The organism is Allorhizobium undicola ORS 992 = ATCC 700741, assembly GCF_000621665.1.
Lineage (GTDB): Bacteria > Pseudomonadota > Alphaproteobacteria > Rhizobiales > Rhizobiaceae > Allorhizobium > Allorhizobium undicola.
Genome location: NZ_KK211327.1, coordinates 17,253 through 37,683, shown reverse-complemented (window position 1 = coordinate 37,683; position 20,431 = coordinate 17,253). Strand labels below are relative to the sequence as shown.

General features: G+C 59.1%; 19 protein-coding genes and 1 tRNA gene. 13 read left to right on the top strand and 7 right to left on the bottom strand.

Features of this window, described 5'->3' with window-relative positions:
• Window positions 1-230: 230 nt before the first annotated feature.
• A complete protein-coding gene (locus T424_RS0118965) occupies window positions 231-2,825 on the bottom strand; it encodes an OmpA family protein (RefSeq protein WP_084268591.1) in 2,595 nt (864 codons plus the stop codon).
• Window positions 2,826-3,107: 282 nt separating this feature from the next.
• Between T424_RS0118965 and T424_RS0118960 the strand changes: the two genes are divergently transcribed.
• From T424_RS0118960 to T424_RS0118935, 6 genes are all read left to right on the top strand, one after another.
• A complete protein-coding gene (locus tag T424_RS0118960; RefSeq protein WP_027489103.1) occupies window positions 3,108-3,890 on the top strand; it encodes an ABC transporter substrate-binding protein in 783 nt (260 codons plus the stop codon).
• A gap of 175 nt (window positions 3,891-4,065) precedes the next feature.
• Window positions 4,066-4,869, top strand: coding sequence for an ABC transporter permease (locus tag T424_RS0118955; protein WP_027489102.1), 804 nt, complete (start codon window positions 4,066-4,068; stop codon window positions 4,867-4,869).
• A complete protein-coding gene (locus tag T424_RS0118950) occupies window positions 4,866-5,696 on the top strand; it encodes an ABC transporter permease (protein ID WP_027489101.1) in 831 nt (276 codons plus the stop codon). Before T424_RS0118955 ends, T424_RS0118950 begins: the two co-directional genes overlap by 4 nt.
• A gap of 174 nt (window positions 5,697-5,870) precedes the next feature.
• Window positions 5,871-6,137, top strand: a complete 267-nt coding sequence (locus T424_RS0118945) for an usg protein (protein WP_027489100.1) — start codon at window positions 5,871-5,873, stop codon at window positions 6,135-6,137.
• Between the two features lie 234 nt (window positions 6,138-6,371).
• Window positions 6,372-7,175 (top strand): methyltransferase, encoded by an 804-nt coding sequence (locus T424_RS0118940; RefSeq protein ID WP_027489099.1) that lies wholly within the window; start codon window positions 6,372-6,374, stop codon window positions 7,173-7,175.
• Window positions 7,176-7,239: 64 nt separating this feature from the next.
• On the top strand, window positions 7,240-8,109 hold the full coding sequence (locus T424_RS0118935; RefSeq protein WP_027489098.1) for an NAD(P)-dependent oxidoreductase: 870 nt from the start codon (window positions 7,240-7,242) through the stop codon (window positions 8,107-8,109).
• Between the two features lie 20 nt (window positions 8,110-8,129).
• On the opposite strand, the gene T424_RS0118930 is transcribed toward T424_RS0118935, so the two are convergent.
• From T424_RS0118930 to T424_RS21580, 3 genes are all read right to left on the bottom strand, one after another.
• Window positions 8,130-8,618: an Lrp/AsnC family transcriptional regulator gene (locus T424_RS0118930; RefSeq protein ID WP_027489097.1), complete on the bottom strand. Its 489-nt coding sequence runs from the start codon at window positions 8,616-8,618 to the stop codon at window positions 8,130-8,132.
• 64 nt (window positions 8,619-8,682) lie between these two features.
• A complete protein-coding gene (locus T424_RS0118925) occupies window positions 8,683-9,420 on the bottom strand; it encodes a uracil-DNA glycosylase family protein (protein WP_027489096.1) in 738 nt (245 codons plus the stop codon).
• A 9-nt stretch (window positions 9,421-9,429) separates the two neighbouring features.
• Window positions 9,430-9,951 carry a thermonuclease family protein gene (locus T424_RS21580; protein WP_161712626.1) on the bottom strand — a complete coding sequence of 174 codons (522 nt, stop codon included), beginning with the start codon at window positions 9,949-9,951 and terminating at the stop codon, window positions 9,430-9,432.
• A gap of 119 nt (window positions 9,952-10,070) precedes the next feature.
• Between T424_RS21580 and T424_RS0118915 the strand changes: the two genes are divergently transcribed.
• Entirely contained in the window at window positions 10,071-11,606 is a 1,536-nt protein-coding gene (locus T424_RS0118915) for a sensor histidine kinase (protein WP_027489095.1), read from the top strand.
• On the opposite strand, the gene T424_RS0118910 is transcribed toward T424_RS0118915, so the two are convergent.
• A complete protein-coding gene (locus T424_RS0118910) occupies window positions 11,594-12,022 on the bottom strand; it encodes a hypothetical protein (RefSeq protein WP_330217743.1) in 429 nt (142 codons plus the stop codon). The genes T424_RS0118915 and T424_RS0118910 overlap by 13 nt on opposite strands.
• Before the next feature lie 48 nt (window positions 12,023-12,070).
• On the opposite strand from T424_RS0118910, the gene T424_RS0118905 reads away from it, so the two are divergent.
• Window positions 12,071-12,145, top strand: a tRNA-Asn gene (locus T424_RS0118905).
• A gap of 298 nt (window positions 12,146-12,443) precedes the next feature.
• Window positions 12,444-12,659, top strand: coding sequence for a hypothetical protein (locus T424_RS0118900; RefSeq protein WP_027489093.1), 216 nt, complete (start codon window positions 12,444-12,446; stop codon window positions 12,657-12,659).
• Between the two features lie 185 nt (window positions 12,660-12,844).
• Here T424_RS0118900 and T424_RS0118895 read toward each other — a convergent pair whose 3' ends face one another.
• Complete coding sequence (locus tag T424_RS0118895) at window positions 12,845-13,171, bottom strand: hypothetical protein (RefSeq protein ID WP_027489092.1); 327 nt, start codon at window positions 13,169-13,171, stop codon at window positions 12,845-12,847.
• Window positions 13,172-13,404: 233 nt separating this feature from the next.
• On the opposite strand from T424_RS0118895, the gene T424_RS0118890 reads away from it, so the two are divergent.
• From T424_RS0118890 to sseA, 4 genes are all read left to right on the top strand, one after another.
• Complete coding sequence (locus T424_RS0118890) at window positions 13,405-14,847, top strand: cryptochrome/photolyase family protein (protein WP_027489091.1); 1,443 nt, start codon at window positions 13,405-13,407, stop codon at window positions 14,845-14,847.
• A 122-nt stretch (window positions 14,848-14,969) separates the two neighbouring features.
• Window positions 14,970-16,007, top strand: coding sequence for a cysteine synthase A (locus T424_RS0118885; protein WP_027489090.1), 1,038 nt, complete (start codon window positions 14,970-14,972; stop codon window positions 16,005-16,007).
• 4 nt (window positions 16,008-16,011) lie between these two features.
• On the top strand, window positions 16,012-16,740 hold the full coding sequence (locus tag T424_RS0118880) for an alanyl-tRNA editing protein (RefSeq protein ID WP_027489089.1): 729 nt from the start codon (window positions 16,012-16,014) through the stop codon (window positions 16,738-16,740).
• Between the two features lie 230 nt (window positions 16,741-16,970).
• Window positions 16,971-18,404: a 3-mercaptopyruvate sulfurtransferase gene (gene sseA / locus T424_RS0118870; protein WP_027489088.1), complete on the top strand. Its 1,434-nt coding sequence runs from the start codon at window positions 16,971-16,973 to the stop codon at window positions 18,402-18,404.
• Between the two features lie 102 nt (window positions 18,405-18,506).
• On the opposite strand, the gene ilvD is transcribed toward sseA, so the two are convergent.
• Window positions 18,507-20,342 carry a dihydroxy-acid dehydratase gene (ilvD, locus tag T424_RS0118865; protein ID WP_027489087.1) on the bottom strand — a complete coding sequence of 612 codons (1,836 nt, stop codon included), beginning with the start codon at window positions 20,340-20,342 and terminating at the stop codon, window positions 18,507-18,509.
• Window positions 20,343-20,431 lie beyond the last annotated feature (89 nt).

The following is a 20,431-nucleotide window of genomic DNA, read 5'->3' as shown; positions in this document are numbered from 1 at the left end:
GCCTTGATCTTGCCGATCTCCCCCCTTGAGGGGGAGATGTCCGGCAGGACAGAGGGGGGTAAGCCACACGCAAAACCGTAGCGTCGTGTACTGTGGTAAGGCTTTAAATCTGCTATATTAGGCAGTAGGCAATTCTTGCTTTCAGCCTGGTTCCTGAGCAAAGCGGCTTCCAGGTTCGCGGAAAACCGCACGTCGCCCGGTGATCGGACAATCACCGGGCGACGTGTTTGTTATTGCTGCTGCTGCGAGGTTTCAACCGGGCGGACCAGCGGCGTGATGCGCCTTATGGTTACGCGGCGATTTTCCTGTGCGGCATTATAGGTCATGACCTTGAGGAACTGTTCGCCATAGCCCTGCGTGACCATGTTTTCCGGGGGAATTCCGTAAACCTGGGTCAGGATATTGGCCACGGCTTCCGCACGGCGGTCGGAAAGAACAAGGTTCGATTCCGCCGAGCCCACCGCATCCGTATGGCCTTCGATCATGAAGGTTTCCGCCGGGTTCTTCTGCAACACCTTGTTGATGCCATCGGCAATGTGCTTCAGCGTTCCTGCCTGGTTCATCGTCACTTCGGCGCTGCCGGTCGGGAAGGTGATCGTGTCGAGGTCAACGCGGCGCATCTTGTCGCGGATACGGGCAGAGTTGCGCACTTCATCGATCGTATAAACCCGCTCGACAGGCTCCACCGGAGGCTGTTCGAAGAAGTTGTAATAATCGCGCTGCGGCTCGCTGGCCACATCGACGATATACTGGTTCAGCGGCACGCGCAGGCGCATGGGCGGCAATTCAGCGCCCGGATCACGATAAACATAGGGCTGCGTGTCCTTGGCGTAGTAGAGATCGGGCGAGAAGAACAGCACGTAATCCTGCCCGTTCGCATCCACGCGAGAGCGCTGGATCAGCTGACCGTAACGGTTGCGAAGCGTTACGATGCGGTCGCCATTTTCCTTGAACACGGTGACGCGCACGCGGCCATTGCCCACATCTTCATAGACCGGCGGGCGGCCATATTCGGCGAAGCGGCGATTGTCGTCGCTGCGAACCACGATCTGGCCGCCGTAATCCATCACGGTGCGGTCGTCGTCGAAGCGGCGCTCGACGCGGACATCCTCGGGATAATCATAGGTCGGCGGCGCCTGAAGACGGCGACCTTCGAAGCGGTCGATCCGCTCGGAACGCCAGTCGTCGCGGCGGTCGCCCCAATACTGGCTCTGAGCCTGAGCATCGCTGTCCGGCACCACATATTCGCGGTCGTTATCGCGGCGCAGACGGCGCAGCTGGTCATCGCTAAGACCACGCCGCCAGTTATTGTCCTTGTCGCTATCGAGAACCGGCGCCCCGCGATCGACGGGAAGGATGATGGTTTCATCCGAATCCTGCGGACGGTCTGCAAGGCGCTTCAGGCGTTGAATATCCTGCGGCGTCAATTGCGGCTGGTTTTCCTGGAATTTCGGCGTCACGGCCTCTTCGATCCGCTTGGGATCGGCAGGCTTGCCGGGTTGACGGGGATCGCCCGGACGCTGACCTTGCGGATCCTGCGTTGCCGTCAAAGGCGGCAAAATAGGCTTTTGCGGACGACCGCCATTGCCAAGATCGCCCTGCTGCTGTTGCTGGCGCGGATCAGCGGGACGCTGCTGGTTCTGCTGGTTCTGGCCTTGCGGCTGCCCCGGAGGCAGAGGCTTCACGGGCTGGCCCGGAGGCACGGGCTTGCCGGTCTGGTCAGGCTGCGGACGCTGGCCGTTCGGGCTTTCCTGCTGCTGGCCTTGCGGGTTTGCCGTCGGCTGTTCTGCTTGCGGGCGATTGCTGCCGGGGGCAGTCGGCGTGGGCTTGCCATCGGGCTGCGGCTTGCCGGCCTGCGGCTGGCCGACCGGAGGGCGCTGCTGCTGGTCGGGGGCTGCACCAGGGCGCTCAGCGTCGTTGACCGGCGGCTGGGCAGGCTTGCCCTGCGGCTTCTGCTGAGGTTGCTGCTGCGGCTGCTGGCCGGTGGGCGCTGCATTCTCCGCAGGCACCTTCGGCTGCGCGGCGGGCTGCTTTTCCCCGGCAGGCTGCTGGGCGGCAGGCTGCTGCGCCGGATTGGCAGCGGGCTGGTTTTCCGGTTTTTTGCGCGGATCGGCTGGCTTTTGCGGCTGTGAAGGCTCGTCCTGCGAAGCGGCGGGGGCAGCTTTTCGGTTATCCGCCGGTTTTTCCGGGCGGGCCTGCTGGGGCGCGGTCTCGCCAGGCGGCTGCATCTGCTGCCGCTTCTGCTGCTGCGGCGCTTCCTCCGTTGCGCCAGACTGGGCAGGCTTCTGCTGCTGGCGCTGCGCAGGCGGCTGGGGCGCCTCACCCTGTGGCTGGGACTGGGGCTGCTGACGCTTCTGCTGCGGTTCCGCCTGCGGCTCGGGCTGGCGCTTCTGCTGCTGCGGCTCTGCCTGAGGCTGGCGCTGCTGCGGTTCGGCCTGTGGCTGGCGCTTCTGCTGCGGTTCGGCCTGCGGTTCGGGCTGGCGGCGCTGGGGCTGGGCGCCCTCACCGGCATCATGACCCTGACCCTTTTCGGCAGGCTTCTGGCCGCCTTCCTTCTGCCCGCCTTCCTTCTGGCGCCGCTTCATCAGCTCTTCGGGCGAAAGTTGCTCTTCCGCCTGTGCAAGCTGCACACCGCCGACGCGGGCAAGATCCAGGCCGTCCTGCGTGGTCAGCATGGTACTGGAATCAAGCGCCAGCCTTTTTCCCTGACCTGCTTCCGCAACAGATGCCGCAAGCGAAGTATCGGCGAAAAACGGCATGGATGACGTTGCAAGAGTTGCAACCGCCACCAGTATAGGGCCTGAGATTTTCATCTGTCCTGCCATAAATCTTCCTCGGTATGGTTAAAGTGTCGCATGATATTCAACTTTTCATTCGACACAGAGACTCGGGTTACACGCCGAATCATCGGCAAGAAAATGGCGCAACTGGAATGAACCGCATCTGAATGCATTCTTCATTTTGGGGAAGGTCGCGAAAGCGCATGAGTTTCCATGTTGCAATTTCCGTGAAAACGGAAAAACTGCCCTAACGTTCCACCATTGCCCCAAAGATGGTCGGTTCGAGGCCGGACAGAACATAATCCCGGCACCAACAGAGAGGATCACATGCGTATCTCCCCCCGTTTCATGGCCGCCGCATCGCTGGCCGTCCTTTCGCTCTTCGCAGGCAGCGCCCTTGCTGAAGAAAAACTCGTCATCGGTACGGAAGGCGCTTATCCGCCCTTCAACAATCTCGAGGCCGACGGCAGCCTGACCGGCTTCGACATCGATATTGCCAAGGCGCTCTGCACCGAAATGAAAGTGACCTGCACCTTCGTCACCAATGACTGGGACGGCATCATTCCCGCCCTTCAGGCAAAGAAGTTCGACGCCATCATCGCCTCCATGTCCATTACGCCGGAACGCCAGCAGAAGGTGGACTTCTCGAAGAAGTACTACAACACCCCGCCCGCCATTGCCGTGCCGAAGGATTCGCCGATCAAGAGCGTCGATGACCTCAAGGGCAAGATCATCGGCGCGCAGACCTCCACCAGCCACGCCAACTACGCCGAAAAGCACATGCCGAAATCCGAGCTGAAGGTTTATCCGACGGCTGACGAATACAAGCTGGACATCTCCAACGGCCGCGTCGATGCCGTCATCGACGACATCGTGGTGCTGACGCAATGGGTAAAGAGCGATGCGGGCGCCTGCTGCAAGATCCTGACGCCGCTGCCGATCGACAAGGAAATCAACGGTGAGGGTGCGGGCATTGCCGTGCGCAAGGGAGAAACCGCCCTTGCCGACCGCTTCACCAAGGCCATTGCCGCCATTCGCGCCAACGGCACCTATCAGAAGATCAATGCCAAATATTTCGACTTCGACGTCTATGGCGGCGAAGACAAGTAAAGTCGCCGCACGGGCCTTTTGACTTTACGACTCTGCGGCAGGATGCTTCATGCCTGCCGCATCAGATCCTGCCCGGCGCCAGCCCGCCGGGTGCTTCCATCACCAATAATGGCTTTCCCGACCGTATCGGGTAAAACAAGAAGCGGTATCAACACCGTTCAGGGGATAAGATTGCATGGGCGGGTTGTTCTCCGCGCTTGAAGGTATCTGGGCCTTCATTTCCTATTATTTCGATCCGTTTTGCGGGCCGCTCGGCATTTTCTCGCTGCTCGGCGGCAGCGGCCTCTTGTCCTGCGGCGCAACCGGCTGGGGCGATGAGGTGGCGTTTGGCTTCAAGGTCACGGTATCGCTGGCGGCGGCAACGCTGCCGGTCGGGCTTTTCCTCGGCTTCCTGATCGCGCTTGCCACGCAAAGCGAGGAGGCCGTGCTGCGCCGCGCCGCTGGCATTTATACAACCATCTTCCGGGGTCTGCCGGAACTGCTGACGCTGTTCATCGTCTATTACGGCCTGCAAATCCTGCTGCAATATCTGCTTTCGCTGGCAGGTTTCGAGGAACGCATCGAAATCAATGCCTTCGTGGCGGGCATGGTGGCGCTTTCGGTGGTCTTTTCCTCCTATTGCTCGGAAGTGCTGCAATCGGCCTTCAAGGCCATTCCGCGCGGCCAGTATGAGGCGGGCTATGCCATTGGTCTCTCACATGGCCGCACGATGATTTTCGTGATCCTGCCGCAGCTCATCCGCATCGCCCTGCCCGGCATCGTCAATCTGTGGATGAACCTTTTGAAGGATACGGCGCTGGTATCCGTGGTGGGGCTAAGCGACATCATGCGCCAGACCGGCATTGCCGCCCGTGTCACCAAGGACGCCTTTTTCTTCTATGGCCTTGCCTGCGGGCTCTATCTGGTTCTGGCCGTGCTTTCCTCCATTGCGGTGGGACAGATCGAGAAGCGCACCAAGCTGGCGGAGACAAGACATTGACCATTTCCACACAACTCATCGCCGCCCGGCCCGCACCGCCGCAAGCCAGGAAGCCCGTAACGGCAGGCCGCATGATCGGCACCGCCATGATGGTGCTGTGGATTGCGCTGGGGCTTGGCATGATCGCCCTGATGATCGGTAATTGGGACCAGGAAAAATTCCTGCGCTACGGCCCGCGCTATCTGGAAGGGCTCTGGACAACGCTTTGCATCGTCAGCCTCTCCATTCTGTTCGGCGCGCTTCTTTCCGTTCCACTGGCCATGGGCCGGATGTCAAAAAACCGCCTCGCAGCCGCCCTCAGCTATGTCTATGTCTATGTGTTTCGCGGTACACCGCTTCTGGCGCAGCTTTTCCTGATTTACTACGGGATCGGCAGCCTGCGCCCCGTGCTGGAAACGGTGGGGCTGTGGTGGTTTTTCCGTGACGCCTGGTATTGCGGCATTCTGGCGCTGACCCTGAATACGGCAGCCTATCAGGCCGAGATCCTGCGTGGCGCAATCTCAAGCGTGCCGCGCGGTCAGCGTGAGGGGGCAGCCGCGCTTGGCGTGCCGAAAAGCGTAACCTTCCGCAAGATCATCATGCCGCAAGCCCTCATCGTTGCGCTGCGGCCCTATGGCAACGAAATCATTCTGATGATCAAGGGCTCGGCTGTCGTATCCATCGTCACCGTCCTCGACCTGATGGGCGAGACACGCTACGCCTTTTCGCGCACCTTCGACTACCAGACCTACCTGTGGGCGGCGATTTTCTATCTGGCAATCGTGGAAATGCTGCGTCACGGCTGGGCTGCCATCGAAAGACGGCTGACGCGGCATCTGCGCCGGTGATCGGGTTGGCAGCACTCAATCCATTATACTGCTAACACTCTGATTAATTGAGACAAAACCGCAAATACGCCTTCGCGGTTAAGCCTTGGTTAAGCATCCCTTGCAAAGCTTTCATGACGGGACGGCAACGTGGAAAGGCCGGACCCGAAAACGGGAACTTATGCGAGGAATGCCATGAATGCAGAAATGGAAATGATGCTGAAAGGCTATGGTCTCACCACGGCGCATATTCTTTACCGCCTGCCAGACCACCCTGCCCTGCTGCAAACCTATGTCTGGCAGCATTACGATCTGGCGCCGGATTTTCCGGAGATGCGCGGCTTTCTGAAATTCTGGGAGGAAAAGCTCGAAGGGCCGCTGCACTCGGTGCGCTATGTCCACCGGAAACTGATTGCCGCCAATGAATGGCGCGCCCTGAAGGGGGAATTCATTCTGCATTAGAGCATTTTCAGGAAAAGCGGAAGCCGGTTTTCCGTCTGAAAATGCGTAAAAACAGATAGTTAGAGCGTCGGCGCCCTTTGCGCGTCCCGCGGTTGCCAAAGCTTCGATGAGCAGGTACAGCCTGCGAGCTGAAAGTGGTGCGGTTCAAGCCGCACCCGACATGCTCCGGGCATGACGAAGGGCAGACAGGCGTCTGCCGGATCGGCATGGCTGGCTGGCCCTGTGGAGACGAGAATGGCGAAAATCGACGAGGAAAAGCTGGCCGAGGCCTATAACCGGGCCTTGGCGCTGGAAAAATCCGGCGAGATCGACGCTGCGGTCGCGGCCTATCACGAATGTCTGGAGATCGATCCGGACGATCACGGCGGCGCGTCCGTGCGTATCGCCTCGCTTGGCCGGGGCGATGCCCCGGCGCGCGCGCCCGATGCCTATGTGGAAACGCTTTTTGACCAACATGCCGAGAGCTTCGAGGATATTCTGGTCGAGCAGCTTGGCTATGCGGTTCCCATGCTGCTGCGCCAGCGGCTTCAGGCGTTGCAGCTTGGCCCCTTCAAGCGGATGCTGGATCTGGGCTGCGGCACCGGCCTTACCGGCGGTGCATTGCGCGACATGGCCGAAGATGTGACCGGCATAGACATCTCGGAAAACATGGTCGAAATTGCCCATGAAAAGGATCTCTACGAGACGCTTTTCGTGGCCGAAGTCGAGGATTTCCTTGAAGACAACGACGAAGAGCCCTTCGACCTGATGACCGCAACCGATGTGCTGCCTTATCTCGGCGCGCTGGAAGCGCTGTTTTTCGGCGCGGCGGAAAACATGACGCCAGGCGGGATCTTTGCCTTCTCCTCCGAAACCATGGGCGAAGCGGTTCCCTACAAGGTCGGGCCGCACCAGCGATATGTTCACGCGGAGAGCTATATTCGCGAGCGTTTGAACGCCACCGGCTTCGACATCGTGGAAATTACCAACATCAACGTGCGAATGCAGGATGGCGACCCTTCACCGGGACATCTCGTCATCGCCCGGCTGCGCGGCTGAATACGCATCATCCGGGAGCAGTGAAACGAGAGCGACCAGGGTTATGCTCTCATCGGAGGCTTTAATGGCAAGAGTGGCATTTATCGGACTGGGCGTCATGGGCTATCCCATGGCCGGGCACTTGAAGGTCAAGGGCGGCCATGACGTGACGGTTTATAACCGCACCACCGCCAAGGCGGAACAATGGGTACAGCAATTCGGCGGCGCCCTTGGCCGCACGCCCGCCGAAGCCGCAGCGCAGGCGGATTTCGTCTTTACCTGCGTTGGCAATGACGACGATCTGCGCGCTGTCACCACCGGGCCGGACGGTGTTCTTGCCAGTATGAAGGCCGGCGCCGTACTGATTGACAACACCACCGCCTCTGCGGACGTGGCCCGCGAGCTTTATGCTGCGGCAAAGGCTCAAGGCTGCGATTTTCTCGATGCTCCGGTTTCCGGTGGGCAGGCGGGCGCGGAAAACGGCGCTCTGACCGTCATGGCCGGAGGCGATCCCGACGTTTTCGGCAAGGCGCGACCGATCATCGATGCCTATGCCCGCATGGTGGGGCTGATGGGGCCTGTCGGCTCCGGTCAGTTGACCAAGATGATGAACCAGATTTGCATTGCGGGCATTGTTCAGGGGCTGGCAGAGGCTGTGCATTTCGGCAAGCAGGCCGGTCTCGACATCGAAAAGGTGGTGGACGTCATTTCCAAAGGGGCCGCTGGCTCCTGGCAGATGGAAAACCGCCACAAGACCATGGCGCAGGGTAAATACGACTTCGGCTTTGCCGTGGACTGGATGCGCAAGGATCTGGGCATCGTGCTGGCCGAGGCGAAAACCAATGGCGCCAGCCTGCCGCTGACCGCCCTTGTCGATCAGTTCTATGCCGATGTGCAGAAAATGGGCGGGAGCCGCTGGGATACGTCATCCCTGCTGGCCCGCCTCGAAAAATAAAAGTCAGACGCTGGCGAGGATTACTCCTCGCCAGCCTTCTGGTTATCCAGCACCATGTAATCCAGCGGAAGCTCGGTGGTGTATTTGATCTGCTCCATGGCGAAGGCCGAGGACACATCACGAATTTCGATCTTCGCGATCATCCGCTTGTAGAACGCATCATAGGCGGCAATATCCGGCACCACCACGCGCAGCAGATAATCGACATCGCCGCTCATGCGATAGAATTCCACCACTTCGGGAAATTCTGAAACCACTTCGGAAAAGCGCTTCAGCCACTCGATGGAATGGCTGCTGGTGCGAATCGACACGAAAACCGTGACCTTGGTATTGACCTTGGCAGGATCCAGCAGCGCCACGCGGCGCTTTATGACGCCATCCTCTTCCATCTTCTGGATACGCCGCCAGCAGGGCGTCGTGGAAAGACCGACCTTTTTCGCAAGATCGGCAACGGCAAGAGTGGAATCCTCCTGCAATATACGAAGAATTTTTCTGTCCAGACGATCCATTGCAGCCCCATCGGAATTTTTTTCCGGTATAGCGCAATTATCGCCACATGAAAGCAAAATGCTTTCATGTTCCAAGACGATCCACTTCCTTTTTCAGCCATGGCAGCAATTCTGCCGCAAACCATGGATTTTTCCTGAGCCAGCCGCTGTTGCGCCAGCTTGGATGCGGCAGCGGCAATGTCGGAATGGCACAGAAGCCCGGCTCAACATAATCCCGCCAATGGGCCACCGTTTCAGCCATGCCGGACCTGCGGGCCGCACCCAGATGCCAGGCCTGCGCATAACTGCCGATGGCCACCACCAGCTTCACCTGCGGCAAAAGCGCCATCAAGGCGCTGCGCCACGCAGGCGCACATTCGCGCCGCGGCGGAAGATCGTGGCCCTGCGCATTATAGCCGGGAAAACAAAAACCCATGGGCAGGATCGCAAAACGCCGGGGAGAGTAGAAAGCCTCCCGGTCCACGCCCAGCCACTCGCGCAACCTGTCGCCGGACGCATCGTTGAAAGGGATGCCGGTTTCATGCACCCGCTTGCCGGGCGCCTGCCCTGCCAGCAAAATCGGCGCATGGATGGAAAGCTGCACCACCGGCCGGGGATGATGCGGCAAAACCTTCCCTTGCTTCGCATTTTTAGACGGAAAGCCGGTTCCCACCTTTCCTGGAAATGCTGCGCCTTCTTCTGTTATCGCATTTCCGGACGGAAAGCCGGTTCCCACCTTTCCTGGAAATGCTTGTAACCGACACAGATCACATGCCGCGATCTTCCGGCAAAGCGCGTCCAGCGCTCTTTCCCTTTCCGTCATTGGTGATGCTCAATTCTTTTCCGGACGGGTGATTTCACTGCGCGGATGCAGCCTGCGCCACTCTTCCGGGCGCTCGAAACTGCCAGACCACAAGCCTGCCTTGCGCTGCATGGCATCCTTTTCCTCCGCCGCATAGGCACCGGCACTGAGGCCAAGTCCTGCCCGCACCATATCCGCCCCGACATCCCGCCCGGCGGCATCGCATGTCACCACCACGCGCTGCAAGTCATCCACGTCAACCTGACGGCAGACCACCCCGGCCTGCGCCATGAGAGACTGCAACTCTGCCCGCGCCAGCGCGCCGCAAGGCCAGGGCATGGCATTGTCGCGACGGCAGCGCTGGCCAAGCTCGGGCGCATCATAGCCCTTCATGCGCAACCTTGCGCCACGGGTCAGCAGCGTTTCGCCATCGGCGGCGATAAAGGGACCAGCAAAAACCACTTGTGAACGGTTCAGAAAAAGGACAGCCGCGCCCGCAAGAAGGGCAAGCACGATTACGGCGGCAACGATTGACCATTTCGGCAATGTCACAATCCAGCCCTTTTTCATAACAGGATGTTTGCGAAAGTGGCAAACAAAGCGTTTCCAGAAAGGTAGTCTTAACACTTCATGGCTAGTCTGAGGCCGTTCGCGGAAAATTTGCAACCATCATGGGATACGGCATCTCCAGCTCGGCAGACAAGAATATTGTCGATTTAACACGCGGTTCCCGTAACAAGGCAACCGCAAAGGCCATTCGCGCGACAAGAGAACGTCTGCAATCCGGCCATGGTGGCCAACCCGCCTTTGAAAAAGACCTGCTTGCCCTGCATATTCAGGCCTCCCTGCAAAATGCCGGGGTCACGCCGTTTCTGGTCATCATCGCTGCCGGCCTTTCCCTCTACGTCACGAAAAACACTATTCATTATGGCTGGGCACTGCTGACGCTGACGGTTCATGCGTTGAACATGCTGCTCGTCTTGCAGGCGCGAAAAAAGCTTTCGGCTTCTCACCATCCCGAGCGCTGGCGCAGCGCCCTTCTGGCGGGGCAGATGGCCACCGGCTGCTGCTGGTCGGCATTCGTCCTCATCCAATGCCAGCTTTGCGGCCCCATGGCGGAAACCTACCTCAAGGGCAGCATCCTGCTGGTCACGCTCTGCGTGACGGCCATGAATACGCTGATGCTGCGGCAGGCCGTGCTGTTTGGCTTCCTGCCCGCGGCCGTGGCGCTGGGCAGCCGTGCCGTTATCAGCCACCGCATGGAAGATATGGTGCTGGCGGCCACCTTCGCAACCTGCGTTCTCTTCTTCATCTATCTCGGCGGGCGCCTTTACGCTTCCAATCTCAAGCTGCTATCCTTCCAGAGCGAAAAGGACGACCTGATTGCCGAACTGGAAGTGGCAAAGTCGCTGTCGGATGAAGCACGCCGCCGTGCGGAAGAGGCAAATATGGCCAAGTCCCGCTTCCTCGCCTCCATGTCGCACGAATTGCGCACGCCGCTGAACGCGATTCTCGGCTTTTCGGAGGTCATGGCCGGCGAGGTGCTGGGCCCGCTCAACAATCCCCTCTACAAGGAATATTCTGGCGATATTCACCGCTCCGGCCAGCATCTGCTCAATCTCATCAACGAGATACTCGATCTCTCCCGCATCGAGGCGGGAAAATACGACCTTTCCGAGGAATCCGTTTCCCTTCTGGAGATCGCGGAAGATTGCGTGGGCATGGTTCAGTTGCGCGCCAAATCAAAGGGAATCACGATCTTCCAGCAATTCGAGCCAAACCTGCCGCCCGTCTGGGCTGATGAAAAGGGCATGAGGCAGGTGATTCTCAATCTCCTTTCAAACGCCGTGAAATTTACCAGCCAGGGCGGCGAAGTGCGCGTGCGGGTTGGCTGGACTGCCGGAGGTGGCCAATACATCGCCATCAAGGATAACGGCCCCGGCATACCGGAGGAAGAGATCCCCGTTGTGCTATCGGCCTTCGGTCAAGGCTCAATCGCCATCAAAAGTGCTGAACAGGGCACCGGCCTCGGACTGCCTATCGTGCAGGCCATCCTTGCCAAGCATGGCGGGGATTTCAAGCTGAAGTCCAAGTTGCGCGAAGGCACGGAGGTCATCGCCATCCTGCCCGCCAAACGCATTCTGCAAAGCCTGCCTGCCGTTCAGGAAACGCGGGCTGTCCCGCCACGCCGCCGTTATTTCGCCTGATCGGCGCGCTCGCGCCTGCGTTGACGCCAGCGGCCCCATTTGAGCGCCACGCAACGCCGAAAGCGGCGCACGCCATGCAAATCATGGGAAAGAACGATAACGCCGAGCGGCACCATCCAGAAGCCGAGAACAGGCAGAAAACCCAGCACCCCACCAAGAATGAGCAGGCTTCCAACAGCAATCCTGCCGGTGCGCGAACGTGGGAAGGGCAATTCAACCCGGCCCAACACCAACTTTCCCGATGCCCTATCCAGATGATATTTCGAAGCTTTTTCTGCCAAATGCCGGATCTTCCACGCTTGATGATCAAAAGTTTTCAACAGGCATGACATGGGAAACAGGGGAAAAGAAAACAAGGCTGAAGTTTTTTTCAAAAAGGGGCTTGGCAAACGCGGCAAGGGTGAGTAGAAGCCCACTCACCGACGCGGACGGCAACGGAAACAAACCGAACCGGACCGCATCATTCCCTGGTAGCTCAGCGGTAGAGCATTCGACTGTTAATCGACAGGTCGCCGGTTCGAATCCGGCCCGGGGAGCCATTTTCAAGGCCTGCGCAGAGCGCAGGCCTTTTTCTTTTCTGCATCTGTTTCCAAACAGATGTCCCTCCCGCAACCCCTCGTTCACTTTTCGCTGCTATCACGCTGCAAGTCGGCTGATTTTGACATTTGCTACGCTTTTTCTGCGGCCCGGCATCCGGGTTCACGAATTATTCCTTATGGATTGTTCTGGCGGCTACCGCCACGGGCAAGTCCTGCGTGCCAGACGTCATAACGCCCCGATCGAACAGCGATGGGCCGTTTTACGGCTCCGGAACGATAGAACAAGAATGGACTGAACATGTGGCTACAGCTTCACGATGGTGATGGTTTTCCGTTTTTCGTGAATATGCACAATGTCGTGGATTTTCGCTGGTTCGAGCGGGAAAAATACACCTGCCTCATTACCACCGCGCCCGTGGCGGAAAAGCTGCATCGGCTTTACGCGCGTGAAAGCGCCACGGAAATCATGCAGATGATTGCGGGTGAACAGAAACGCCAGCCGCGCAACGGCTAGCGCATTTTCAGGAAAAGTGTAGTCACGGCTTTCCGTCCGGAAATGCGGGAAACAAGAAGTAAAGCAATTCAGGTGAACCCGTGTTCACCTAAATTGCTCTAGGTATATAAGCTTGAGCGGGCCGGCACGAAAAAGCCCCGGCCTTGCGGACCGGGGCGTGAAGGTTCGACAAAAAGAGCGATCCATCAATCGTCGGTGATGGTATATTCGCCAAGCTCGCACAGGTTCTGTTCGTCCTCCAGAACCTCGCCATCCTTGAATTCCATGCGCATGTCGTAGTCGCAAACCCGGCGGCCATCGGCAATTGTCAGGGTAATCTTCTCGCCCGGGTTGAGGACCTGATTGCCGAACACGTCCTCTTCCCAGTCATCCACCCCCACGGGCGAGGTAAAGAAGCGGATCAGAACGCCGCTGCTTTTATTGACCAGCTTGAATTTGAGATCCTCGGCATGGCCTTGCGACGCAAGGAACAGCAGTGGCAGGGCTAAACAGGAAAGGCGCTTCAGTGTCATCAAAATCCCCCTTGGTAGACTGGACCTGCATCTCTTCTAAACCGCTTCGGCACAAGAACCATTTCGGGGCATAGTCGCCATTTTGCCAAGGCGGTGAAGCGACAGTTACCCATTTCGATCAAGCACGCCCTTCCCTCACCAGCCCGCCGCGCCATATCGGCATGATCCATTCGCCCCTTATCGCCGTATCGAACCGGTGTTCTTCGACGGCTCGGCAACGGTTAGGACTTTCCATGCCTGATACTTCTCCCACGATCCTCTGGTTTCGCAAGGATTTGCGACTTTCCGACAATCATGCCCTGGCCTCGGCGGCAGAGCGGGGAGCCCCGGTCATTCCTGTATTCATTCTGGAGGAAGACGCCGATGCCGCCCCGCTTGGCGCGGCTCAGGCATGGTGGCTTCACCACTCGCTCGCAGCGCTGGGCAAGGCGCTTGAAAAACGCGGCAGCCGCCTGATTCTGCGGCGCGGCAAGGCGGCAGAGACGATCCGCGGGCTCATCGCCGAGACGGGCGCGGGCGCACTTCGCTGGAACCGTCGCTATGAACCTGCCAATCTGTCCCGCGATGCGCAATTGAAGGAACAATTGCGCGGTGAAGGCTTGAGCATCGAAAGCTTTGGTGGCCAGTTGCTGCACGAGCCATCGAAGCTCACCACCAAGGCTGGCGGTCCGTTCAGGGTCTATACGCCCTTCTGGAAGGCCGTGGATGCCGGTGGCGACCCAAAAGCGCCGGTGGATGCGCCAGCCTCGCTTCCCGCGCCTGCGGCCTGGCCTGAAAGCGATGCTTTGCAAAGCTGGGGTCTCCTGCCCCGCAAGCCGGATTGGGCAAGCAGCTTTCACGATGTCTGGACACCCGGAGAAGAGGGCGCGCGTCAAAAGCTGCGCAATTTCATTGACAATGGCTTGAACGGCTATCGCCACGGGCGGGATTTTCCCGCCGGGGAAAATGTTTCCATGCTTTCCCCGCATCTGGCCCTGGGTGAAATCTCTCCGGCCCAGGTGTGGCACGCAACGATCGGGCTTGCCGACAGCATTCCCGCCGAAGATTACGTGCATTTTCGCAAGGAACTGGTCTGGCGGGATTTTTCCTATCATCTGCTCTTTCATTTTCCCGATCTTGCCAGCCGCAACTGGAACGATCGCTTCGACCATTTTCCGTGGCACGCCAATGCGCAAGGCCTCAAGGCGTGGAAACGGGGCAAAACCGGCTACCCCATCGTGGATGCCGCCATGCGCCAGCTTTGGCAGCATGGCTATATGCACAACCGCTTGCGCATGATTGCCGCCTCTTTTCTCATCAAGGATCTGATGGTGGACTGGCGCGAGGGAGAGGCATGGTTTCGCGATACGCTGGTGGATGCCGATCCGGCCTCCAACGCGGCAAGCTGGCAATGGGTGGCCGGATCCGGCGCCGATGCAGCGCCATTTTTCCGTATTTTCAATCCGATCACCCAGGGAGAGAAATTCGATCCGCAAGGCGTCTTCGTTCGCCGCTTCGTGCCGGAGCTTGCCGAACTGCCAGACGAATTTATCCACAAGCCCTTTGAGGCGCCGCCGCATGTGCTGAAGAAAGCGGGCATAAAACTGGGCGAGACCTACCCCAAACCCGTTATCGACCACAAAATCGCCCGCGATGCAGCACTTCGAGCCTATCAGGAGATCAGCGGAAAAGACTGAACCGCCTCAAAGGAGCAGGTTTTTCCATACAATCGAAGGCTGAGGAAAACGCATTTCTTGCCATGGGTGGCTTGTGGACGGAAAAGACGGGTTCTATCTTTCCGGAAAAAGAAAGCACATCCATGGCATTTCACAGTTCCGCACTCGACGTCATCGGCAATACGCCGCTTATCCGGCTCAAGGCCGCTTCCGAAGCCACCGGCTGCACCATTCTCGGCAAGGCGGAATTTCTCAATCCCGGGCAATCCGTCAAGGATCGCGCCGCCCTCTATATCATTCGCGATGCCGAACGGCGCGGCCTGCTGCGGCCGGGCGGCGTGATCGTCGAGGGCACGGCAGGCAATACCGGCATTGGGCTTACGGTGGTAGCCAAGGCGCTGGGCTATCGCACCGTTATCGTCATTCCGGAAACGCAGAGCCAGGAAAAGAAGGATGCCCTGCGACTTTTGGGGGCCGAACTGGTGGAGGTGCCGGCCGTTCCCTACAAGAACCCCAATAATTACGTGAAGCTTTCCGGCAGGCTGGCGGCGCAGCTGGCCAAGACCGAATCGAATGGCGCCATCTGGGCCAACCAGTTCGACAACACCGCCAACCGCGACGCCCATGTCGAAACCACGGCCCGCGAGATTTACGAACAGACCGGCGGTGCCGTGGATGGCTTCATTTGCGCCGTCGGTTCCGGTGGCACGCTGGCGGGAACCGCCCTTGGCCTCAAGGCCAGAAAGCCGGAGGTCAAAATCGGCATTGCCGATCCGCAAGGGGCCGCACTCTATGAGTTCTACACGAGTGGCGAGCTGAAATCTTCCGGCTCATCGATTACCGAGGGCATTGGCCAAGGGCGTATCACCGCCAATCTGGAAGGTTTCACGCCTGATTTTGCCTACCAGATTCCCGATGCGGAAGCCTTGCCGATCATTTTCGACCTTGTCGAGCGGGAGGGGCTTTGCCTTGGCGGCTCGTCCGGCATCAACATTGCCGGCGCAATTCGTCTCGCCCGCGATCTTGGCCCCGGCCACACCATCGTGACCATTTTGTGCGACTACGGCAATCGCTATCAGTCCAAACTTTTCAATCCGGCCTTTCTCAAGGAAAAGGGGCTTCCTCAGCCCGCCTGGCTGGAACGCAAGGCCGATCTGTCAATTCCCTACGAACAGGTATGATTTTATGACGACACTGCCTCTCTATCGTGATGACTTTTATCTTTCGACAGCGGAGGCAGTTGTCACTGCCATACATGAAGACGGCGCCATTGCGCTGGACCAGACCTGTTTTTATGCCGCGTCGGGCGGCCAGCCCGGCGATACCGGCTTTCTGGAGCGGGCGGACGGCAGCCGCATAGAGCTTGGCGAAACCCGCCATGGCGCAGACAAATCCGTCATTCTGCATCATCCCCTACCCGACCAGCCCGTCCCGCAGCTGGGCGAAAAGCTGGTGCTGCATGTAAACTGGCCGCGCCGTTACAAATTGATGCGGATGCACACCGCCTGTCATTTGCTGTCCGTCGTCTGCTCCTATCCGATCACCGGCGCTTCCGTTGGCGAAGAGGAAAGCCGGATCGACTTCGACATGTCGGAAACCATAGACAAGGACGCCGTGACGGCCGATCTCATGCGTCTCGTCAACGAAAATCACCCTGTCTATGTCAGCTGGATTACCGACGAGGATCTGGCTTCCAACCCCGGCATCGTCAAGAGCAAGAATGTGCGCCCGCCAATGGGTTTGGGTCGCGTTAGCCTTGTTTGCATCGGCGAGAATTCCGCCGTTGACAGCCAGCCCTGCGGCGGCACACATGTTTCTGAAACGCAGGAGGTGGGAGCGATTCACATCGCCAAGATCGAAAAGAAAGGCAAGGAAAACCGGCGCTTCCGCATTCGCTTCGGTACGCCGGAATAACCGCCCGTCCTCCCCTCTTATACCAGGGCTCGAAGATGCTAACGCATCCCCGCCTTGAAGGAATTTCGAATATCTCAATTGCGTCAGTCGCTTGCGATATTCGAAAAGGGAATACCAAGCGTCATTTTCAATGACCCTTGGTATTATCCTGCGCATGAAACATCTGCCGGGGCAATGCCGCACAAGGATCGCGGCCGGCCTCCTGCCATGACAGCGAAAGTGAGAGAAGCATGTCTGCGGAAAGAAGCCGTTTCGTAGTGTCTGCTGAATGGGTGCAAAAACAGCTCGGCGCGCCGCAATTCAGGATCGTTGACGCCTCTTGGTATTTGCCGTCGCATAATCGCAATGGCGCGGAGGAATATGCGCGCGGCCACATTCCCGGTGCCGTCTTCTTCGATCAGGACCAGATTGCCGATCACTCCACGGGCCTGCCGCACACCCTTCCTTCGCCCGAATCCTTCGCGGAAGCCGTCGGCAAGCTAGGCATTGCGGAAACCGATACGATTGTCGTTTATGACGGTCCGGGCCTGTTTTCGGCCCCGCGCGTCTGGTGGATGTTCCGCATCATGGGGGCGCCGAATGTCTTCGTGCTCGATGGCGGTCTCGATGGCTGGAAGGCGGAAAACCGCCCGCTGGAAACAGACCTGCCGGAGCCGCAGCCCGCGCAATTTTCCCCTTTCTTCAAGGAGGAGCGCGTCACCAGCCTCAAGGAAATGCGCGACTTTGTTGAAGCCGCCGAAAGACAGATCGCCGATGCCCGGCCTGCCGGCCGTTTTACCGGCGAGGAGGCAGAACCCCGTGCCGGTATGCGATCCGGCCACATGCCGGGGGCGCGCTCCGTGCCTGCCGCAATTCTGGGTGAAAATGGTCGCTTGAAGGACCTTGCCACCTTGCGTGCGATCTTCCACGAGGCAGGCATAGACCTCACCAAGCCCATCGTCACAAGTTGCGGCTCTGGCGTCACGGCAGCCGTGGTAACGCTGGCCCTGGAATCCCTCGGCCATCGCGCCAATTCCCTCTATGACGGGTCATGGGCAGAATGGGGCTCTAAAAAGGATACCCCCGTTGAGACCGGTCCCGCCGCCAAACTTGAGGTCGCATTGCCGGAACCGCTGACGGCGCATGTCACGAAGCTTGAAATGACCAGCCCGCCCAAGGCCAGCCTGCCGGTGCCGGTCAATATCCAGACCGCCATCATCCGCGCTACGGAAATTCCGCTACCCTTCTACCGCTTTCTCTACCGTCAGGTGGGTGGCCGCTGGCACTGGTACAAGCGGCTTCGCCTTTCCGATCCCGATCTGAAGACGGTTATCCATGATCCACGGGTTTCCGTGTCGGTGCTTTACGTCAACGGCGCGCCTGCTGGCTTCTTCGAACTGGCGCAGGAGCCGGACAATGTCGTGGAGGTCTCCTATTTCGGCCTTTTCGAACACGCGCTCGGCCTGGGCATCGGCAAATGGTTCCTGTTGCAAGCGCTCTATGCCGCATGGTCTACCGCGCCCGACAAGGTAACGGTCATGACCAATACCCTCGATCATCCCCGCGCCTTGCAGCTTTATCAGCGCTTCGGCTTTTCGCCGGTGGAAACATGGGACGAGCTGGTAGAGCCAATTTCCGAGATGGAGCTTCTCCAGATGCTGCGCAACGACTTCGGTGCCATCTGAAGGCGCGCAGCGACGTTTGATGACATACAGCCTCACGGCAAGACACAAACAAAAAGGGCCGCAACAAGTGCGGCCCTTTTCCATTGGTGGCTGTAGAACATCTTATTCCGGCAGCTTGCGCACAGCACCCTTATCGGCACTGGTGGCAAAGGCTGCATAGGCCTTGAGGGCTGTCGTCACATTGCGCTTGCGCGGCGCTTCGGGCTTCCAGCCCTTGGCATCCTGCTCGGCACGGCGGGCTGCAAGTTCGGCTTCGGCAACAGCAAGTTCAATCGTGCGGTTTGGAATGTCGATCTCGATGGTATCGCCGTTGCGCACCAGTCCGATCGTACCGCCATTCGCGGCCTCCGGCGAAACATGGCCGATGGAAAGGCCCGACGTGCCGCCCGAGAAGCGGCCATCGGTAATCAGTGCGCAGGCCTTACCGAGGCCCTTGGACTTGAGATAGCTGGTGGGATACAGCATTTCCTGCATACCGGGCCCACCCTTCGGGCCTTCATAGCGGATGACAACCACATCACCGGCCACAACCTCATTGGCGAGAATGGCCTTCACCGCCGCATCCTGGCTTTCATAGACCTTCGCAGGCCCGGTGAATTTCAGAATGGATTCATCGACGCCCGCCGTCTTCACGATGCAGCCGTCCAACGCAATATTGCCCTTCAGCACGGCCAGCCCGCCATCCTTGGAAAAGGGATGCTCGACAGAGCGGATCACGCCGCCTTCGCGGTCAGTGTCGAGTTCGTCCCAGCGAGCGTTTTGGGAAAAAGCGACCTGCGTGGGCACGCCGCCGGGAGCAGCGCGGAAGAAGTCGCGCACAGTTTCGGAGCTGGTGCGGGTAATGTCCCAACGATCAATCGCATCACCCAGCGTTGGCGCGTGAACGGTCGGGCAGTCGCGGTTGATCAGCCCGCCACGCTCCAGTTCGCCGAGAATGCGCATGATGCCGCCAGCGCGATGCACATCTTCCATGTGAACGTCGTTCTTGGCCGGGGCCACCTTGGAAAGACACGGCACCTTGCGCGAAAGCCGGTCGATGTCGTCCATGGTGAAATCCACCTCGCCCTCGTGGGCGGCGGCGAGAATATGCAGAACCGTATTGGTAGAACCGCCCATGGCAATATCCAGCGCCATCGCATTTTCGAAAGCCTGCTTGGAGGCAATCTTGCGCGGCAGGACATTTTCATCTTCCTGCTCGTAATAGCGGCGGGCAAGATCGACCACCAGATGGCCAGCCTCGACAAACAGCCGCTTGCGGTCAGCATGGGTGGCGAGCGTCGAACCATTGCCCGGAAGCGACAGGCCGAGCGCTTCGGTCAGACAGTTCATGGAATTGGCGGTGAACATGCCCGAGCAGGAGCCGCAGGTGGGGCAGGCAGAGCGCTCGATGACCTTTACATCTTCGTCGGACACCTTGTCATCGGCAGCCGCCACCATGGCATCGACCAGATCGAGTGCATGGGTCTTGCCGTTCAGCACCACCTTGCCCGCTTCCATCGGCCCACCGGATACGAAAACCGCCGGAATATTCAGACGAAGCGCGGCCATCAACATGCCGGGCGTGATCTTGTCGCAGTTGGAAATGCATACCATTGCATCGGCGCAATGCGCATTGACCATGTACTCGACCGAGTCGGCGATGATTTCGCGCGACGGCAGCGAGTAAAGCATACCGTCATGCCCCATGGCGATGCCGTCATCCACGGCAATGGTGTTGAACTCCTTGGCCACCCCGCCAGCTGCCTCGATTTCACGGGCGACGAGCTGACCAAGATCTTTCAGATGCACATGGCCCGGCACGAACTGCGTGAAAGAATTGACCACGGCAATGATCGGCTTGCCAAAATCACTGTCTTTCATGCCCGTGGCGCGCCAAAGGCCGCGCGCACCGGCCATGTTGCGGCCGTGGGTCGTGGTTCTTGAACGATAGGCTGGCATGGGCGTTACCTCGAAGTTGTAGCGCAGCGCATTCAATGATGCACAGGCGCATGTTTTGCCTTTTCCTAGGCTAAAACCCGAATCCTGTC

What these genes read in the sequence shown, in the direction of transcription:
- T424_RS0118965 (WP_084268591.1), bottom strand. Translation starts at nt 2,825, where the DNA reads ATGGCAGGACAGATGAAAATCTCAGGCCCTATACTGGTGGCGGTTGCA.
- T424_RS0118960 (WP_027489103.1), top strand. Translation starts at nt 3,108, where the DNA reads ATGCGTATCTCCCCCCGTTTCATGGCCGCCGCATCGCTGGCCGTCCTT.
- T424_RS0118955 (WP_027489102.1), top strand. Translation starts at nt 4,066, where the DNA reads ATGGGCGGGTTGTTCTCCGCGCTTGAAGGTATCTGGGCCTTCATTTCC.
- T424_RS0118945 (WP_027489100.1), top strand. Translation starts at nt 5,871, where the DNA reads ATGAATGCAGAAATGGAAATGATGCTGAAAGGCTATGGTCTCACCACG.
- T424_RS0118940 (WP_027489099.1), top strand. Translation starts at nt 6,372, where the DNA reads ATGGCGAAAATCGACGAGGAAAAGCTGGCCGAGGCCTATAACCGGGCC.
- T424_RS0118935 (WP_027489098.1), top strand. Translation starts at nt 7,240, where the DNA reads ATGGCAAGAGTGGCATTTATCGGACTGGGCGTCATGGGCTATCCCATG.
- T424_RS0118930 (WP_027489097.1), bottom strand. Translation starts at nt 8,618, where the DNA reads ATGGATCGTCTGGACAGAAAAATTCTTCGTATATTGCAGGAGGATTCC.
- T424_RS0118925 (WP_027489096.1), bottom strand. Translation starts at nt 9,420, where the DNA reads ATGACGGAAAGGGAAAGAGCGCTGGACGCGCTTTGCCGGAAGATCGCG.
- T424_RS0118915 (WP_027489095.1), top strand. Translation starts at nt 10,071, where the DNA reads ATGGGATACGGCATCTCCAGCTCGGCAGACAAGAATATTGTCGATTTA.
- T424_RS0118900 (WP_027489093.1), top strand. Translation starts at nt 12,444, where the DNA reads ATGTGGCTACAGCTTCACGATGGTGATGGTTTTCCGTTTTTCGTGAAT.
- T424_RS0118895 (WP_027489092.1), bottom strand. Translation starts at nt 13,171, where the DNA reads ATGACACTGAAGCGCCTTTCCTGTTTAGCCCTGCCACTGCTGTTCCTT.
- T424_RS0118890 (WP_027489091.1), top strand. Translation starts at nt 13,405, where the DNA reads ATGCCTGATACTTCTCCCACGATCCTCTGGTTTCGCAAGGATTTGCGA.
- T424_RS0118885 (WP_027489090.1), top strand. Translation starts at nt 14,970, where the DNA reads ATGGCATTTCACAGTTCCGCACTCGACGTCATCGGCAATACGCCGCTT.
- T424_RS0118880 (WP_027489089.1), top strand. Translation starts at nt 16,012, where the DNA reads ATGACGACACTGCCTCTCTATCGTGATGACTTTTATCTTTCGACAGCG.
- sseA (WP_027489088.1), top strand. Translation starts at nt 16,971, where the DNA reads ATGTCTGCGGAAAGAAGCCGTTTCGTAGTGTCTGCTGAATGGGTGCAA.
- ilvD (WP_027489087.1), bottom strand. Translation starts at nt 20,342, where the DNA reads ATGCCAGCCTATCGTTCAAGAACCACGACCCACGGCCGCAACATGGCC.